The organism is Phyllobacterium sp. YR620, from assembly GCF_900104165.1.
GTDB classification, from domain to species: domain Bacteria; phylum Pseudomonadota; class Alphaproteobacteria; order Rhizobiales; family Rhizobiaceae; genus Phyllobacterium; species Phyllobacterium pellucidum.
The window spans coordinates 790,939-808,101 of sequence record NZ_FNJP01000002.1 but is presented as its reverse complement, the minus strand read 5'-3'; the positions used below and the strand labels follow the sequence as shown (position 1 = coordinate 808,101).

The 17,163-nt window shown below is 59.2% G+C and carries 16 protein-coding genes; 1 reads left to right on the top strand and 15 read right to left on the bottom strand.

Going from position 1 to position 17,163, the window contains the following annotated elements:
• Positions 1 to 65 precede the first annotated feature (65 nt).
• From BLR72_RS10750 to ybgC, 12 genes are all read right to left on the bottom strand, one after another.
• Positions 66 to 1,241, bottom strand: a complete 1,176-nt coding sequence (locus BLR72_RS10750; protein ID WP_091948138.1) for a phosphoserine transaminase — start codon at positions 1,239 to 1,241, stop codon at positions 66 to 68.
• A 182-nt stretch (positions 1,242 to 1,423) separates the two neighbouring features.
• On the bottom strand, positions 1,424 to 2,209 hold the full coding sequence (locus tag BLR72_RS10745) for an outer membrane protein (protein WP_081815817.1): 786 nt from the start codon (positions 2,207 to 2,209) through the stop codon (positions 1,424 to 1,426).
• 225 nt (positions 2,210 to 2,434) lie between these two features.
• A complete protein-coding gene (gene glmM / locus BLR72_RS10740; protein WP_091948134.1) occupies positions 2,435 to 3,781 on the bottom strand; it encodes a phosphoglucosamine mutase in 1,347 nt (448 codons plus the stop codon).
• Positions 3,782 to 3,990: 209 nt separating this feature from the next.
• The gene (gene ftsH / locus BLR72_RS10735; RefSeq protein WP_027231269.1) at positions 3,991 to 5,925 is read right to left on the bottom strand and encodes an ATP-dependent zinc metalloprotease FtsH; all 1,935 of its coding nucleotides are present in this window, start codon (positions 5,923 to 5,925) and stop codon (positions 3,991 to 3,993) included.
• Between the two features lie 95 nt (positions 5,926 to 6,020).
• Complete coding sequence (gene tilS, locus BLR72_RS10730) at positions 6,021 to 7,397, bottom strand: tRNA lysidine(34) synthetase TilS (protein ID WP_091948131.1); 1,377 nt, start codon at positions 7,395 to 7,397, stop codon at positions 6,021 to 6,023.
• Complete coding sequence (gene ybgF / locus BLR72_RS10725) at positions 7,372 to 8,346, bottom strand: tol-pal system protein YbgF (RefSeq protein WP_244506671.1); 975 nt, start codon at positions 8,344 to 8,346, stop codon at positions 7,372 to 7,374. Before ybgF ends, tilS begins: the two co-directional genes overlap by 26 nt.
• A 182-nt stretch (positions 8,347 to 8,528) precedes the next feature.
• The gene (gene pal / locus BLR72_RS10720) at positions 8,529 to 9,032 is read right to left on the bottom strand and encodes a peptidoglycan-associated lipoprotein Pal (protein WP_091948127.1); all 504 of its coding nucleotides are present in this window, start codon (positions 9,030 to 9,032) and stop codon (positions 8,529 to 8,531) included.
• A 234-nt stretch (positions 9,033 to 9,266) separates the two neighbouring features.
• On the bottom strand, positions 9,267 to 10,583 hold the full coding sequence (gene tolB, locus BLR72_RS10715; protein ID WP_027231266.1) for a Tol-Pal system beta propeller repeat protein TolB: 1,317 nt from the start codon (positions 10,581 to 10,583) through the stop codon (positions 9,267 to 9,269).
• 38 nt (positions 10,584 to 10,621) lie between these two features.
• Entirely contained in the window at positions 10,622 to 11,683 is a 1,062-nt protein-coding gene (locus tag BLR72_RS10710) for a cell envelope integrity TolA family protein (protein ID WP_091921149.1), read from the bottom strand.
• A gap of 5 nt (positions 11,684 to 11,688) precedes the next feature.
• Complete coding sequence (gene tolR, locus BLR72_RS10705; RefSeq protein ID WP_027231264.1) at positions 11,689 to 12,141, bottom strand: protein TolR; 453 nt, start codon at positions 12,139 to 12,141, stop codon at positions 11,689 to 11,691.
• 45 nt (positions 12,142 to 12,186) lie between these two features.
• Positions 12,187 to 12,894, bottom strand: a complete 708-nt coding sequence (gene tolQ, locus BLR72_RS10700) for a protein TolQ (RefSeq protein ID WP_027231263.1) — start codon at positions 12,892 to 12,894, stop codon at positions 12,187 to 12,189.
• 242 nt (positions 12,895 to 13,136) lie between these two features.
• A complete protein-coding gene (ybgC, locus tag BLR72_RS10695; RefSeq protein WP_091948124.1) occupies positions 13,137 to 13,601 on the bottom strand; it encodes a tol-pal system-associated acyl-CoA thioesterase in 465 nt (154 codons plus the stop codon).
• Here ybgC and BLR72_RS10690 point away from each other — a divergent pair.
• Positions 13,588 to 14,901: a glycoside hydrolase family 5 protein gene (locus BLR72_RS10690; protein WP_139202514.1), complete on the top strand. Its 1,314-nt coding sequence runs from the start codon at positions 13,588 to 13,590 to the stop codon at positions 14,899 to 14,901. The genes ybgC and BLR72_RS10690 overlap by 14 nt on opposite strands.
• Positions 14,902 to 14,904: 3 nt before the next feature.
• Here BLR72_RS10690 and ruvB read toward each other — a convergent pair whose 3' ends face one another.
• From ruvB to ruvC, 3 genes are read right to left on the bottom strand one after another with little or no spacing between them, the layout of a single operon-like run.
• A complete protein-coding gene (ruvB, locus tag BLR72_RS10685) occupies positions 14,905 to 15,945 on the bottom strand; it encodes a Holliday junction branch migration DNA helicase RuvB (protein ID WP_091948117.1) in 1,041 nt (346 codons plus the stop codon).
• A gap of 40 nt (positions 15,946 to 15,985) precedes the next feature.
• Positions 15,986 to 16,603 carry a Holliday junction branch migration protein RuvA gene (gene ruvA / locus BLR72_RS10680; RefSeq protein ID WP_091948114.1) on the bottom strand — a complete coding sequence of 206 codons (618 nt, stop codon included), beginning with the start codon at positions 16,601 to 16,603 and terminating at the stop codon, positions 15,986 to 15,988.
• On the bottom strand, positions 16,600 to 17,127 hold the full coding sequence (gene ruvC / locus BLR72_RS10675; protein WP_027231258.1) for a crossover junction endodeoxyribonuclease RuvC: 528 nt from the start codon (positions 17,125 to 17,127) through the stop codon (positions 16,600 to 16,602). Before ruvC ends, ruvA begins: the two co-directional genes overlap by 4 nt.
• Positions 17,128 to 17,163 lie beyond the last annotated feature (36 nt).

Genomic DNA, 17,163 nt, shown 5'->3' with positions numbered 1-17,163 from the left:
CATCGTTGAAATCGGATAAATGGGAGAGGCGGCCGCAATGCTGCGGCCGGCTTTAGCCTGGAGACCTAGGCGGCCTTCTTCAGTTCGGCCTTCTGGGCTTCGAACGCCCAATCCAGCCACAGCATCAAGGCTTCGAGGTCAGCCGTCTCGACAGTGGCGCCGGCCCAGATGCGCAGACCCGACGGAGCATCGCGATAGGCGCCGATATCGTAGGCGACCGCTTCCTTTTCGAGGGCAGCGACGAGGTTCTTGGCAAAGCTGGCCTGAGCGTCGGCGTCAAGCGCGGTGATATCGGGATCGACGATGGTCAGGCAAACGGAAGTGTTCGACCGGGTTGCCGGATCTTTTGCCAGATTGGCAAGCCATGGCGTACGTTCGACAAAGGCGTCGATCGCCGCGAAGTTCCTGTCGGCGCGGGCAACGAGTCCATCGAGGCTTCCCACCGACTTCGCCCAGTTCAACGCATCGAGGTAATCCTCGACGCAGAGCATCGAGGGCGTGTTGATCGTCTCGCCGGAGAAAATCCCTTCGATGAGCTTGCCGCCGGAGGTGAGGCGGAAAATCTTCGGCAGGGGCCAAGCAGGTTTATAGGTCAAAAGCCGCTCGACCGCGCGCGGGCTGAGGATGAGCATGCCGTGTGCACCCTCGCCGCCGAGAACCTTCTGCCAGGAGAAGGTGACGACATCGAGCTTGGCGAAATCAAGGCGCTGTGCGAATGCGGCCGAGGTTGCATCGCAGATGGTGAGGCCCTTGCGGTCCCCAGGGATGAAGTCGCCGCTCGGAACGCGCACGCCGGACGTTGTGCCGTTCCAGGTAAAGACCACGTCGCGGTCGAAATCGATCTTGGAAAGGTCTGGCAGTTCGCCGTAGCCGGCTTCGATCGTGCGGGCATCGGCGAGCTTCAGCTGTTTCACGACATCGGTCACCCAGCCGGCGCCGAAGCTTTCCCATGCGACCATGTCGACGCCGCGTTCGCCCAGCAGCGACCAGAGCGCCATTTCGACGGCGCCCGTATCGGAGGCCGGAACGATGCCGATGCGGTAATCGGCAGGAACCTGCAGAATTTCACGGGTGAGGTCGATGGCCTGCTTCAGCTTGGTCTTGCCCACCTTGGCGCGATGCGAACGGCCAAGCGCTGCATCGGAAAGCGCAGCAAGCGACCATCCGGGACGTTTAGCACAGGGACCTGATGAAAAATTGGGATTAGCCGGGCGCTGGGCCGGCTTTACAAGCGTAGTCATGTTTTCTCCTATCCTCACAGATAGCACGCCTCTCGTTGGGGAGAGGTGGCCCACTCCGGGACCTAGGAGAAATGTCGCTGGCAGTCAAGAAATATGTTTGGCTGCGACATGAATTTCTGGCGAACTCCAAACGAAAACGGCAGGTGCGGGCACCTGCCGTTGCAGTTCGATGGCTCACTCAATCAGAAAGCGTAACGAACGCCGACCTTGAAGTCGTGGGAGGTAATATCCTTGAACTTGAAGGGTTCAGGATTTTCGCGGGTCAGCGAGTTGATGTAGTTAAAGGCATTGTCGGTCTTGCCGTCGCCGAGATCGACATAGCTGTAGCCGATATCGATCGTCATGCGATCGGTCGCCTTGATGCCGACACCGGCATGCAGCGCCCAGGCGAGCTCCCACTGCGAGGCACTGCCGGCATACCCGCCGCCCCCGGTGATGATGTTGTTATCGGTGAAGCCCGAAATCGTATTGCGCGACGCGCCGATACCGGCACCTACATAAGGCGTGATTCCGGCATAGGTGCCAAGGTCGGCATAGGCATTGGCGAGGAACAGCCATTCCGACTTCTTGGCATGGTATTCATTTGTGGCCGCGTCATCCGTCGTGGTGAGGTCGCCATCGATATCGTAGAAGTCCAGCGCACTGAAATCCGTCTTGCCACGATATTGCCCGGTCACGTCGGCCCGGAGCCAGTCGTTGAACTGGTAGCCGATACCGATCTGCGCCGTCATGCCGGCATCGAAGTCGCCATCATTGAAAAAAGTATGATAGGCGGGATCAGCAAACCCGACATAGTCGAGATGATCGAACTGCTGGTTGCTCATGCCGATGTCGCCGCGCAGATACCAACCGCCGAAAGGCGCCACTTCCACCACCGGATCCTGGATCATGTCCGCCGCGAGGGCCGGTGCCGCGCCCAGGCTCATAATAGCTGCGCCCATGGCAGCAAATTTGTTGAATGTGCTCATTACCCTATTCCTCACAAAGCCCCATGGTTGGAAAGCGCGGCGATTGCCACAGATGGTTGTGAGGGAAATATGGGCGTAAAAGGTTAAGTCCCGCTTAACCGTGTTTGTTCACCATGTCTATTAAGGTTAACAGAATACAGATTTGAGTAGAATGAAACCCTTAACAACAAAACGGGCCCGAATGGGGCCCGTCTTCGTTATGATTTGTTAATGGATTGCGGCCGGCTAGGCCGCCGAAGACGAAATCACGGAAATGATGTCGTTGACCACCGACTCGACCAGCTTGCGGTCGTCGCCCTCCGCCATGACACGGATCAGCGGTTCGGTGCCGGACGGGCGGATCACAAGGCGGCCGGCCGTGCCGAGACGATCGCGCGCTTCGTCGATCGCGCTTTTCACGTTCTTGTTTTCAAGCGGCTTGCCGCCGGTGGTGCGCACATTTTTCAAGAGCTGCGGCACGGGGTCGAACTTGCGGCAAACCTCGCTGACCGGACGTCCCTGTTCCTGCACGACAGCGAGTATCTGCAAGGCCGAGACCAGGCCGTCGCCCGTTGTTGAGAAATCGGACAAAACGATGTGACCGGACTGCTCGCCGCCGACGTTGAAGCCATGGTTACGCATGTGCTCGACCACGTAGCGGTCTCCAACCTGCGTGCGGGCAAGGGTCAGTCCCCGGTCCATCAAGAAGCGTTCGAGCCCGAGATTGGACATCACGGTTGCAACGACGCCGCCGCCGACGAGCCTGTCCGTCTCCTGCCACGATTGTGCGATGACCGCCATCAGCTGGTCGCCGTCGATGATGGCGCCATTTTCATCGACGATCAGCACGCGGTCGGCATCGCCATCGAGCGCGATACCGATATCGGCCCGCACCTCGTGCACCTTTTTGATCAGGCCGAGCGGATGTGTGGAACCGCAGTCTTCATTAATGTTGGTGCCGTTCGGCTTGTCGTTGATTGTGATCACTTCCGCACCGAGTTCCCAGAGGGCGGCCGGAGCGACCTTGTAGGCCGCGCCATTGGCACAGTCGACGACGATCCTGAGGCCCGAAAGCGAGATATTCTTCGGCGTCGTGCGCTTGGCAAATTCGATGTAGCGGTAGATGTCGCCATCGACACGCTTGGCGCGTCCGAGATTGTCGAAACTCGACAGGCGATCCGACAGGTTCTCGTCCATCAGACGTTCGATCTGCAGTTCGATCTCGTCGGAAAGCTTGAAGCCGTCCGGTCCGAACAGCTTGATGCCATTGTCGAAATAGGGGTTATGCGAAGCCGAGATCATCACGCCGATATCGGCGCGGAGCGAGCGGCAGAGCATTGCAACAGCGGGTGTCGGAATCGGGCCGAGCAGGAATACATCCATCCCGGTCGAGGTGAAGCCGGCGACAAGGGCGTTCTCGATCATGTACCCTGAAAGCCGCGTATCCTTGCCGATAACGACGCGGTTGCGGTGTTCGCCGCGCTTGAACGTAAGGCCGACGGCCATGCCGACTTTCATTGCGATGTCGGGGGTCATGGGATAGGCGTTTGCCTGTCCGCGAATGCCATCCGTGCCGAAATATTTGCGCGCCATGCTGGTTATCCGAATCTAGGGCTGTCTGATATCCGGAATGACAGGAATGCAGCCTCGTGTGCCTGACCTTGGTCTTGTGAAGCTTATTGCAAAAGACCTTCTATTCCGCATCTCACAATTTGTGTAGCGATTATACTTAGAGCCAATGCATGAACAATTCGTACAAACGGCCGGTTTTCACCGGCCGTTTGTAGAAGTTGCATCCACCATCAGGATTGTGGCTGGGGCTCAAGACCCTTGTCGGGCTCATCGCCCTTGCGGGGCTTCTTGGCCGATCCGGCCTTCGGAACAGCCGATCCACGCGAAGGCGGCGTATCGTCGCCAAGGTCGCGGGCGGGCTTGCCGCCGGCCATCAATGCCTTGATTTCCTCGCCCGTCAGCGTCTCATATTCGAGAAGGCCTTCGGCGATGGCGATCCATTCCTTCTTCTTCTTGGTCAGGATGGAACGCGCGTGATTATAGGCATCGTCGATGAGCTTGCGAACTTCCGCATCGATCAGTTGCGCCGTTTCTTCCGAAACGTTCTGCGTGCGGGCGACGGAATGGCCGAGGAACACTTCTTCCTGGTTCTCGCCATAGGCGACCTGCCCGAGCTTGTCGGAGAAGCCCCAGCGGGTGACCATGGCGCGAGCAAGCTTGGTGGCCTGTTCGATGTCCGAGGAAGCGCCGGAGGTGATGTTCTCCTTGCCGAACTTGAGTTCTTCGGCGATGCGCCCGCCCATCATGATGGCAAGGCGTGAGATCATCCACTTGTAGCTCATCGAGTAGCGATCGGCTTCCGGCAACTGCATGACCATGCCGAGCGCACGGCCGCGCGGAATGATCGTTGCCTTGTGCAGCGGATCGGCCACTTCGACGTTGAGTGCGACAATGGCGTGGCCGGCCTCGTGATAGGCGGTCAGTTCCTTCTCGGCCTGCGTCATCGCGGTCGAGCGGCGCTCCGCGCCCATCATGATCTTGTCCTTCGCATCCTCGAACTCGAGCATGGTGACAAGGCGCTTGTTGCGGCGGGCGGCCATCAGGGCAGCTTCGTTGACGAGATTCATCAAATCGGCGCCGGAGAAGCCGGGGGTGCCGCGAGCAAGAATCTTGAGGTCGACATTGGGTGCGAGCGGCACGTTGCGCGCATGCACCTTCAGGATCTTTTCGCGGCCGGTGACGTCCGGATTGGGAACAACGACCTGGCGGTCGAAACGGCCCGGACGCAGCAGCGCAGGATCGAGCACGTCGGGACGGTTGGTTGCGGCGATCAGAATAACACCCTCATTGGCTTCGAAGCCGTCCATCTCGACCAGCAACTGGTTGAGCGTCTGCTCGCGCTCGTCATTGCCGCCGCCGAGACCAGCGCCACGATGGCGACCGACCGCGTCGATTTCGTCGATGAAGATGATGCAAGGGGCATTCTTCTTCGCCTGTTCGAACATGTCACGGACACGGGACGCGCCGACACCGACGAACATTTCAACGAAGTCGGAACCGGAGATGGTAAAGAACGGCACGTTGGCTTCGCCGGCAATGGCGCGGGCCAGCAATGTCTTACCTGTGCCGGGAGGGCCTACCAGCAGCACGCCGCGCGGGATGCGCCCGCCGAGCCGCTGGAATTTCTGCGCGTCGCGCAGGAATTCGACGATCTCTTCCAGATCTTCCTTGGCCTCATCAACGCCGGCGACGTCCTGAAAAGTCACCCGCCCATGTGCCTCGGTCAAAAGCTTGGCCTTGGACTTGCCAAAGCCCATGGCGCCACGCGATCCACCCTGCATCTGGCGCATGAAGAAAATCCACACGCCGAGGATAAGTATCATGGGCAGCCAGGAAATCAGCATGCCGACAAGCGAAGTGGACCCATCGGTCTCCGGACGCGCGGCGATCTGGACATTCTTGCTTTCGAGACGGCCGACAAGTCCGGCGTCGCCGGGCGAATAGGTCTGGAAGGTTGAACCATTGTCCGAGTAGGTGCCGGTGATGCGGTTACCGGAAATCGTAACGGATTTCACGCGGCCGCTATTCACGTCGGTAATGAACTGCGAATAGGGAACATCACTCGATGCCGAGCGCGAGGTGGGGCTTTGAAAAAGGTTGAACAACGCGATCAGCAGCAAGGCGATAATCGCCCACAGAGCGAAGTTCCTGTAGTTAGGATTCATATCGGGTCCCATCAATCACAACCGCAATGATGCGGAATTTTAACGTAACATAGGTTCGAAGCGTGGCCTTGCCAAGGCTGGCAGTCAAACTGAGGTCAATTCTTGTTAATCTGGTTTACAGGCAAACTCTTATAAGGCCGTAGGGAAAACAGTTCGGCAAGTACTCTGGCCAAGCTGATATCATAGCCTGAAAGGATATGGTCGAACAGGGAAAGGTGCCGCGCGAGAGCGATGCCGGCAGGCAACTTAGCGTGATCGTCGCGGCAAATTACGCTGGTTATCTCGCCTTCGTTTACAATTGCAGGCGAGGATTTCAGGGCACCGGGATGAATGTTGGTGGATCGTTCTTCTCCGATCGATCCTGTATTCCCATTCCCGACTGGTACGATCTCGACCGGATTTTTCGTCCAGTTGGTGAGCCGATAGCGCCCGTCCCAGATAGCGGTTTCGCCAGCCCCAACGCTGATTTCAGGCAGGGACCGCAGTTCGCGATAGATGAAAGCCCTGTCTCGCTTGACCTCAATCACGCAGCGGCCGAGCGATACGCGCCGGAACGTCCCATTTCCCTCAATATGCTGGATTGCCCTGTTACAAAGCTCTGCCGCCGGCAGCATCGATAAGCCACCCATCGCCGCGAGAAGGACGCCAACGGCAAGGCGTAGGTCATCCCTATCGCCGGCAAAAGCCGATCTTTCGATTTCGGCAAGCGTGCCGTCGTGCACCGTGACGCTTTTCTGCAAGAGCCCGCCGGCGCCGATATTATGCGCCATGCGCTGCTCGGTCTTTATCGCAATATTCGCGAGTATAACCGCGCGCTCCTCATCGCGCAGCGCCTTGCGGATGCGCACGCGTTCATACTTTGGGTCTTCGTTGGATGGATCATCGCGCCAAGCGATGCTGCGCGACCGCAAATAGGCGCGGAGCGCCTCGCGGGTTATCCCGAGCAGGGGCCGCAGCAGCCAGATTTCGCGTTCGAACAATGTAGCCGGCGCCATTCCGGCAAGGCCCCTGTCGTTGCCTTCGCCATTCGTTCGCAAGCGCCGCATCGCATAGGTCTCGATCTGGTCGTCCTGCGTGTGTCCCGTCAGGATCAGGTCCGTACCCGCCTCCCGGGCCGCCTGGCGAAGAAGGCGATATCGGGCGTCGCGCGCCGATGCCGAGAGTGCGGTCTGTGGCTTGGGCTCATCCCAGGCAAGAGTCCGGTGCTCGACGCCGAGTTCTGCGCACAGCGTTGCCACATAGCGCGCTTCTTCGGCGGCTTCCGGGCGAAGGCAATGATCGACGGTAACGGCAAAAACGGCTGGAAACTGCGGCCGGGAAGCGCACAATTCTACAAGGAGATGGAGAAGCCCTAGAGAGTCGCTGCCGCCGGAGACGGCGACGATGACCGAGGTCAGTCCCTCGAAATGGACAGAACCAAAAATACGTTCCGGATCGAGCCCTGTCTCAGCACTTGTTGGCGGCACGCTCACTCTTCACGCGCTCCTTGATCGCCGGCGTAATATTCGGATAGCGCGTTGCGACAGAGGAAAAGGTGGCGCAGGCGACGTCATGATCGCGCATCTTGGCGAGAGTCATGCCGAGCTTCAGCAGGTTCTCCGGGCTCTTCTTCGAATCCGGATATTGCTTGTGATTGTCGAGGAACACCGAGGCCGCATCCTGGTAGCGGCCCTGCCCGTAAAGCGACTCGCCGAGCCAGTAACGGGCATCGGGGTCGGCCGGATCCTTGGGGAACCGGTCGACATGATCGCGGAAGGCAAGTTCCGCGCTCTTGTAGTCGCCGGAAAGGAACAGCTGATAGGCCTGGTTGTAAAGCACCTTGGGATCGTCGGTTTGCGGCAAGGCAGCAACCGTCGTGTTGTCGGCCGGCGGATTATCGCTGGCATTTCCACCGATCACGTTGCCATTGGCGTCAAATTCGATCTGCCCGAGGTCGCGCGGCGACGCGCCGAGTTGCTCGGAGCCGGACAAATCGACCTGGGGATCAATAGCAGCGGAATCGGTGGTCTGGGGCGCGGCCCGCGACGAACCGGAAGAGGCAGAGGCATCCGACGATGCCTCCCCCGTTGTTGTTCGCGGCGATGGCGCGGATGCGACCGTGCGATCGCTCTTGCCGCCAGCGTCCGACCGCTTGCCCTTTTCCAGCTCCTGGAAGCGGAACTCGTTGTCTTCCTGTACTTTGCGCATCTGCTCCTGCATTTGCAGGATCTGGAAGTTCAGTTCCTCAACCTTGCCGGTGAGCTGCCTGATCTGCTCCTCGAGCTGGCTCACCCGCGGATCGCCTGCCTGGGCCAGGATGACGGGAGCTTTGCTGGGTGCAATCTCCGCCTTTGGCGCAGGCGGAAAAAATCCACCGCTCAAATCCATGGCGTGGCCGACGCCGGTTGCCAGAAATGGCATAACCGTCAGTGCCAGAACCATTCTCTTAAGTCCTTTGTTCATTCCTTTTACCGCCCCTGATATGGGAATTGAAACACCGCCATGATTGCGGCCGCCCTATCTAACACGAGCAATGTGACTTCGGCCAAATTTTGTTAGCCTTGCGTCAAAACAAAAAAAGCGGCCCGAAAGCCGCCTTTTCCGTCGATAAAATCGAAGTCTGCTTAGCTGCCAGCGCCGCCGAGAACGGTGATGGCGCGGCGATTCTGCGACCAGCACGATTCGCTGTCGCAAACGGCAACCGGACGCTCGTTCCCATAGGAGATGGTCTTGATGCGGCCAGCTGGAACACCCTGAGATGCCAGATAGTTGCGTGTCGCAGCAGCACGGCGCTGACCGAGAGCAAGGTTGTATTCGCGTGTGCCGCGCTCGTCGGCATGGCCTTCGACGGTGATCGCATAGTTCGGGTAACGCTTCAGCCACTGTGCCTGCTTGGACAGGGTCTGCTGTGCATCGGCACGGATAACCGAGGAGTCGACATCGAAGAAGATGCGATCGCCGACATTGACGGTGAAGTCTTGCGTCGAGCCCGGTGTCGCGCTGCCAGCAAGGCCAAGGTCGCCGGCGCTGTTGGGCATGTTTTTCTTCGAGGCGCAACCCGCGATGGCGAGAGACATGAACAGTGCAACGACAAGTGGACTGCGTGCGATCATTTCGAACCGGCGCATGGCCTGGACTCCTTAAGAACTAAATTGTTTCGGTGAACAACCAGTAACCATATTGAGGTTAAGGCGAGTTCAAGAAACAGGGTTAATCCCCTCTTAAAACCAGGATTAACGGCGAATCGAATGCGTATTTCCGTACCTCTAAGGCAAACAATGCGGCGGAAAAACGACATTCGCGGCGAATGTCGGGGGACATCGCCGCGAATGCAGAGAAGAGCTCCTGATGGCTGGCAGCCACTATTCGAGAAGCGGAGACCAGGCCGGGTCCGACGAGAGGTTCGGGGTCTGGATCTGGCGAATATTGCGGCCAGTCAGATCGACCGTCATCAGATGCGGGCTGTTCGAGCCGGGCGGCTGGCGGAAGAACATCAGCACGCGGCCATTAGGCGCCCAGGTCGGGCCCTCATCGTGGTAGCCGCTCGAAAGGATGCGCTCGCCCGAGCCGTCGGTCTTCATGACGCCGATCGAGAATTCGCCGCCCGCCTGCTTCGTGAAAGCGATCAGGTCGCCGCGCGGTGACCAGACCGGGGTCGAATAGGAACCGTCGCCGAAGGAAATGCGCTGCGGGTTCGAACCATCCGCGCCCATCTTGTAGATTTGCGGTCGGCCGCCACGATCGGATTCGAAGACGACCTGCGTGCCATCCGGCGAATAGGATGCGCCGGTATCGATCGCGGAGGTGCTGGTCAGGCGCGTCGTCGTGCGGCTGCGCAGGTCCATGGTGTAAATGTTGGCGCTGCCGTCTTCCTGGAGCAGGCTCATGACGACCTTCTGCCCGTCGGGTGAAAAGCGCGGTGCGATGGTCATGCCGGGGAAGTTGCCGACGAGTTCACGCTGGCCGGTCTCGAGTTGCAAGAGGTAAATCTGCGGCTTGCCGCCTTCGAACGACATATAGGTGATTTCCTGCCGGCTCGGCGAGAAGCGCGGTGTCAGGACGAGGTCCTTGCCGTTGGTGAGATAGCGCGTGTTGGCACCGTCCTGGTCCATGATGGCGAGACGCTTGACGCGTTTTTCCTTGGTGCCGGACTCGTCGACATAGACGACGCGGGTATCGAAATAGCCGTCCTCGCCCGTCAGTTCCTTGTAGATCGCGTCGGCGATAATGTGGGCGACCCGGCGCCAGCTTTCCGGCGAGGTGAAGAACTGCTGTCCGATCAACTGCTTACCGGCGAAGGTGTCCCACAGGCGGAACTCTGCCTTCAGCCTGCCGTCGCCCTGCTTGGTGACGCGGCCGGTGACAAGCGCCTGGGCATTGATCACCTTCCAGTCTTCAAAGCGCGGCGCAGCATCGGGGTTCGAGATCTTTTCGATGAATGCACCCTTCTCGATCGGCGCGAAGAGGCCGGACCGCTCAAGGTCCGCAGCAATCACGCCGGAAATATTGGTCCCAAGCTGATCACCGGAGAGAAAATCTGTAATCGCGATGGGCATGGGTTCAACCACGCCCTTGGTGATATCGAGTTTGAGCTGCGCGCGCGCCGGGAGCGTCGCAACAGCCAACAATGCGATAATCATCGCGAAAGCGGAAAGAATTGTCCGGGTCGTTCTAAGCATAAGTTCAGGGCCCTCTTTTGGCTGGCCAATTGTCATCATCAGGTCGTTCCTGGATAGAAAGTCAGTTCAACATCTTTCCAGGTATCATATTTGTCTTGCGGCAGATTGAACGGCACCGAGCGCATGACCGCGCGCAATGCACTGCTCTTGATCGCGTTCAGGAGACCGGGTTCACCGCCACTGCCGCTCACGACCGGCGAACCTTCGATCTCGCCACTCGGCGTAAGCTTGAACGAGACGATGATCTTCATATCCGGATATTCCTCGGCACCCACCGGCTTGTTCCAGTTGCCCTCGATGGCGCTGCGCAATGCATCCATTTCGCTCTGGCTGAGCTTCGAGCCGCCCGTCGCCTTGTCGGCGCCAAGAGAAGCCCGGTCCGTGGAGCGCTTGGCACCGCCTGCGGATGGCTTCTGGTTGTTGAGCAATTCCGCAACCTCGTCGGCTATGCCCTTCTCCTTGGAGGGTTTGGCCGCCGTCTGCGTCTGCTTCGGCTTCTCAGGTTCCTTGCGCTCCGGAGTCTTTGCCGTCTGCGCCGGCTGGGTAGGCTTTGCTTCCGGCTTGGCGACATTTTCGGGAAGCTTGAAGGTCTCTTCCTGCGGTACGGGATCGGGCTTTGCTTCAGTAATCGCCGCGGCCACGGGGTCAGGTTTGACTTCCTGCTTGGGCGCAGGCTCCGGCTTCACTTCCGTGGCGGGCACGGGTTCAGGCTTCGGTTCGGGCTTGACCTCCGGTTTCGGCTCGGGCTGCGGTTCCGGCTTTGGAACGGGCGCTTCCGATGGCTTCGGCGCTTGTGCGGATTCCACCGGCTTGGGTTTTACTTCCAGCGTCTCCTTGGTCTTGGTGTCGACGTCGCTGTCGCCAGTATTCTGGGCGTCGAGCTGGGTCTGCGGCTTCTCGGCGGGCTTCGGCGCGGGCTTTTCGGCCTTCGGCGCCTTCTTGTCGCCCTGCTGCAGCTGGGTGATGGATTCGACGGGAACGATATCGATAGGCATGGACTCGACGTCCGCGACCATCGGGGCGGGCGCGGAGAACGTCAGCAGCCCCCAGCCAAGGATGGCGGCATGAATAACAGCAGAGGATACGACACTGCCCTTCATTTCGCTTAGCTATCCTGCTCCTGAAGACTGACCAGACCAATATTCTTGAATCCGGCCGATGAAATGCGCGCCATGACCTTCATGACCGCGCCATAATCGGCTGTCTTGTCACCGCGAACGAAAATGCGCTCGTTATAGCCGGTCTTGGCGATTGCCTGCAGTTTCGGGACAATTTCCTCGATCGGAATTTCCGTGTCCTCGATAAAGATCTGTCCCTGCTGGTTGACCGAGATCGTGATCGGTTTGGTATCGGTATCCAGCGCCTTGGCGGCGGTGTCCGGCAGGTCGATCGGCACGCCGACCGTCATCAGCGGCGCGGCGACCATGAAGATGATCAGGAGAACCAGCATTACGTCGACCAGCGGCGTGACGTTGATTTCACTCATCAGCGCCTTGCTGGCCCGACCGCGGCGTCGGCGTCCGCCTGACGACCCATTGTTTCCCATTGACATGCCCATGGCATCAATCTCGCAATTTTAAGTATCGGTTACGCAGGCGGTCATTCAGGTCCGCGGCAGCTTCTCATCGATTTGCCGCGAGAGTATGGCGGAAAACTCGTCCGCAAAGCCTTCCATGCGTGCGGTAAGCTTGCCGGCGTCGCTCGACAATTTGTTGTAGGCGATAACGGCTGGAATAGCGGCGACAAGGCCGATAGCCGTTGCCAGCAGCGCTTCGGCGATACCTGGCGCCACAACGGCAAGGCTGGTGGACTTGGAACCGGCAATCGCCATGAACGAGGTCATGATGCCGATGACGGTGCCGAAGAGGCCGATGAAGGGGCCGGCGGAACCGATCGTCGCAAGAAATGTCAGGCGGGCGGCGAGATAGTCGCTTTCGCGCGCCAGCGCCACGTCCATCGCCTTGTCGATTCGCATCTGCAGCGCGATAGGCGAGCGGGCGCCCTTTTCGAATGACTTCTTCCATTCACGCATGGCGGCAATGAAGATCGAGCCCATGCCGGTGGTGCGCTTGTCGCCAAGGTTACGATAGAGCTCTTCGAGCGACTGTCCCGACCAGAAGACCTGTTCGAAACGGTCGAAGGCGCGCTTGGCGCGTCCGAATCCGAGCGCTTTGTCGATGATGATCGCCCATGTCCAGATGGACGCACCGAGAAGCCCGATCATCACAAGCTTGACGATAAATCCGGCTTGCCAGAACAGTCCCCAAAGCGAAGTATCTGATGCTTGAACGGCAACCGCTAAATTTTCCATAACCACAACCCTCGAATCCGAAAACCCGGCATGTTGACCGGGGCGCAATCGTCTCTCACTCCAGATGAGCCACGCTAGTGAGACCGGATTTTTCCAGTAACCACACCGCGGCTTCTCACGGTTAATTTTGGTAAAACGAAGGCGTTAACGCAAAACGCCCCGTTTGATGACCTTATTCATGGTTTGTTATGGTTAAGGATCAGTTATGATTCAGCCCGGTGCGTGATTTTAAATTATCGAGGCTAAGATTGCGGCTTGAAAAGCTTGATCCATTCTGCGGGAAACCTTCGCGGTCTCCCGGCGCCATTGACAAGGGCGGCTTCGACCTTTGCCGCGATCAAGAGTTCGTCACCGCGTTTGATCGATTGCGCCATGCGCACGCGCGCACCCGATATCTCCGCCGTATGGGTCTCCACCGTCAGGACATCGTCGATACGCGCCGCTGAGCGAAAGTCGATCTCCATGCGCCGCACCACCCAGACGATGCTTTCACCGAGCTTGCCGTCGGCCAGTTCCGAGTGGTGCACGCCGATAAGCCGCAGATAGTCGGTGCGCCCGCGTTCAAGAAATTCGAGGTAGCGGGCATGGTAGACGACGCCGGAAAAATCGGTGTCCGCATAATAGACGCGGGCAAGCAGCCGGTGCCCGATATCGGTCAATTCTCCGGCGAGACCGCCCGTTAAGGAAAGAATATTGTTTTCGCTCATGGTTCTTTTCTTTTGCCGGGTAGGCGGGCATTTTGTCCAGACCCGGATGGAGGACGTGAAGGAATTGGCGTTTCGATTGTTTCACGTGCTTTTCGCATTTGCATGCCTGCTTGTCACTGTCGCAACGGCATCGGCCACCGCCTTCACGATGCAGCGCGGGGTCAATCTCGATCCATGGGTCACCTGGCCGCTTCCCGAACGTTGGGACGATGAAGAAATCCTCACCAACTTTCCGGAGTGGCGGCGCAATACTGGCCTGCAAGACCTGCAGGCTATCCGCAAGGCGGGCTTCGATTTCGTTCGCATGCCTGTCGATCCTGCCATCTTCTTGCAGGATGCCTCGGAGGAGCGCGTCAGGAAGCTGCTTGCCGCAATGCTCCGATCCATCGACTTGTTGCATAAGGCCGGTCTCAAGGTGGTCGTCGACATGCATACGATCCCGAGCGACAAGCGGAAAATCGGCACCAACCAGATTTCGTCGGATCCGGCCCTGTTTGCCCGTTATCTCGACCTGGTAGGGCGCCTCGGCCGCGCCCTTTCCATCACCGATCCCGCGCTCACTGCCTTTGAACCGTTCAACGAGCCGGTGGTGGATTGCGATTTGGCAGTCTACCCAAAATGGTCCGCCTTGCTGGTGCAATTGCATGCCGCGGCGCGAAACGCATTACCCAATCACACGCTGGTTCTCTCTGGCGGATGCTGGGCGAGCGCCTACGGTCTGATCCAGATAAATCCGACGACCGTCGCGGATGACAATGTGATCTGGACCTTCCACTCGTATGAGCCCTATATCCTTACCCATCAGGGCGCAGGATGGACGGGCGATGCCATGGCCTATGTCGAGGGCCTGCCCTATCCGCCTGACAGGCTCGGGCAAGAGGGGTTTCACGAGGTTCTCGAAGAAGCCCGCCATCGCATCGAGAAGCAGGCGCCAGAGGACAAGCGCAAGGCCCTTCTGAACAATCTCAACGAAATGGCCGATGGGATTGCCGATGATGCCAAGGCGCTGGCGAGACTGAACGAGCCGTTCGACCAAGCGGATGCATGGAGCCGTCAGTATAATATTGCCCCGGAACGGATATACCTTGGCGAGTTCGGAATGATCCGTCAGGAATATGGCAAGTATTTCCTCATGCCGGCCGAGTGGCGCGCCGCTTACATGAAAGACGTGGTTGCGGCCGCAAACAAGCATGGCTTTCCCTGGTCCGTCTGGTCGTGGGGCGGCGCCTTCGGCATCACCCTTGCCGACGACAAGCGGGTTTTCGATCCGGTTATCCTCCAAGCGCTGAAAGCTGAATAAGCTTCATTCGTCTTCCTGGAAGAGGTTGATCTGTTGCTGCGTGACTTCTGCCGGCGCATTGAGCCCGAGATGTTTCCAGGCATTGGCAGTCAATACGCGGCCGCGCGGCGTGCGCTGTATAAAGCCCTGCTGGATCAGGTAAGGCTCGATAATATCCTCGATCGCGTCGCGCGGTTCGGAAAGCCCGGCGGCGATCGTTTCGATTCCGACCGGCCCGCCGCCGAAATTATGTGCAATCATAGATAGGTAGCGCCTGTCGAGCTGATCGAGACCGAGAGAATCCACCTCGAGCCTTAGCAGCGCCGAGTCGGCCGTTTCGCGATCGATCCGGTCCTTGCCATCGACAATGGCGAAATCGCGCACGCGCCGCAGCAGGCGGCCGGCAATACGCGGGGTGCCTCGTGCACGGCGTGCGACTTCGAGCGCACCGTCATCGGTCATGCCAATGCCCATGATCCGGGCCCCGCGCCGCACGATATGTTCGAGCTCCTCGACCGTGTAGAAGTTCAATCGGATGGGAATGCCGAAACGGTCGCGCAACGGCGTGGTCAACAGGCCTAGCCGGGTCGTTGCAGCCACAAGTGTAAACTTGGCAAGATCGATCTTGACGGAACGGGCTGCCGGTCCCTCGCCGATGATCAGGTCGAGCTGATAGTCTTCCATGGCCGGATAGAGAATTTCCTCGACCGCCGGGTTGAGCCGATGGATTTCGTCGATGAACAGGACGTCATTTTCTTCGAGATTGGTGAGCAGCGCGGCAAGATCCCCAGCCTTGGCGATGACCGGGCCGGAAGTCGAGCGAAAGTTGACGCCGAGTTCCTTCGCCATGATCTGCGCCAGCGTGGTCTTGCCAAGGCCCGGCGGCCCGACGAAGAGCACATGATCCAGCGCCTCGCCCCGCGATTTCGCCGCCTCGATGAAAACCTTGAGATTGGCGCGCGCCGCAGCCTGCCCGACGAAATCGGCAAGCGTCTGCGGTCGCAGCGAGGTATCAAGGTCCTCGCCGCGCTTGTCGGGTGAAATCAGACGGCCAGCATCGCTCATGCGCCTGTCCTCGCATAACCCGCTTCGTCAGACAATGGCATTAGCGCGACAGCTCCTTGAGGCCGAGCCGGATGAGCTTGGTCGAATCGGCGCCCTCGCCTGCCTCCTTCATCGCCGCGGCTACCGCATTGGCGGCCTGGTCGCGGGAATAGCCGAGATTGGTGAGGGCCGAAACCGCGTCGGCGACCGGGCGCGGCGCGACGCCCTCGCCGATCTCCTGCTTGAGGCCGATCGTGCCGCTGGCCTCGCCGGCAAAGGCCGGCGCCTTGTTCTTGAGTTCGGTGACAATGCGCTCGGCCACGCGCTTGCCGACGCCCGGGGCCCGGCTGACCATGGCAATGTCGCGCAGGGCGATCGCATTGGCGAGGTCAGACGGCGTCAACACGCCAAGTACGCTGAGCGCCACCTTGGCGCCAATGCCCTGCACACTCTGGAGCAGGCGAAACCATTCCTGTTCGAGCGGCGAGGTAAAGCCGAACAGCCTGATCATGTCTTCGCGGACATAGGTTTCAATGAAGAGCGTTACCGCCTCGCCAACTCCGGGAAGATTCGAAAGCGTCCGCGCCGAGCAGTAAGCCACGTAGCCTACCCCATGCACATCGATGATCACATAATCTTCGCCGATTTCGTCTACCGTACCCTTGAGCTTGCCGATCATCCGAGAGCCGCCAGTTTCTGTTCGATGGCTATGCGCCCGATCGCGCTTTGCCGGTGATGTGCGTGGCAGATGGCGACAGCGAGCGCGTCGGCAGCATCGTCCGTATCGAACGTCGCCTTCGGCATCAAAACCTTTACCATCATGTGAATTTGCTGCTTTTCGCCGTGACCAACGCCGATTACCGCCTTCTTGACGGCGTTCGGGGCATATTCGGCGACCTGCAAACCTGCGAGTGCCGGCACCAGCAGCGCAATACCCCGCGCTTGCCCAAGCTTCAGGGTCGCCGTCGCATCCTTGTTGACGAATGTGTGCTCGACAGCCGATTCGTGCGGCACCATCTGGTGAATGACCGCCGCAAGACCATCGTGCAACTGGCATAGACGCGAGGCAAGATCGAGCTTTGCATCGGAAAGGATCGTGCCGGAAGCGACGAAGCGCAGGGAATTGCCCAGCGTTTCGATCATGCCCCAACCGGTTCGCCTGAGACCGGGATCAATACCGATGATTCGAATCGCTTCCTTCATGTCGGGAACCTTACCTTTCTGCCGGGCATGTTGACA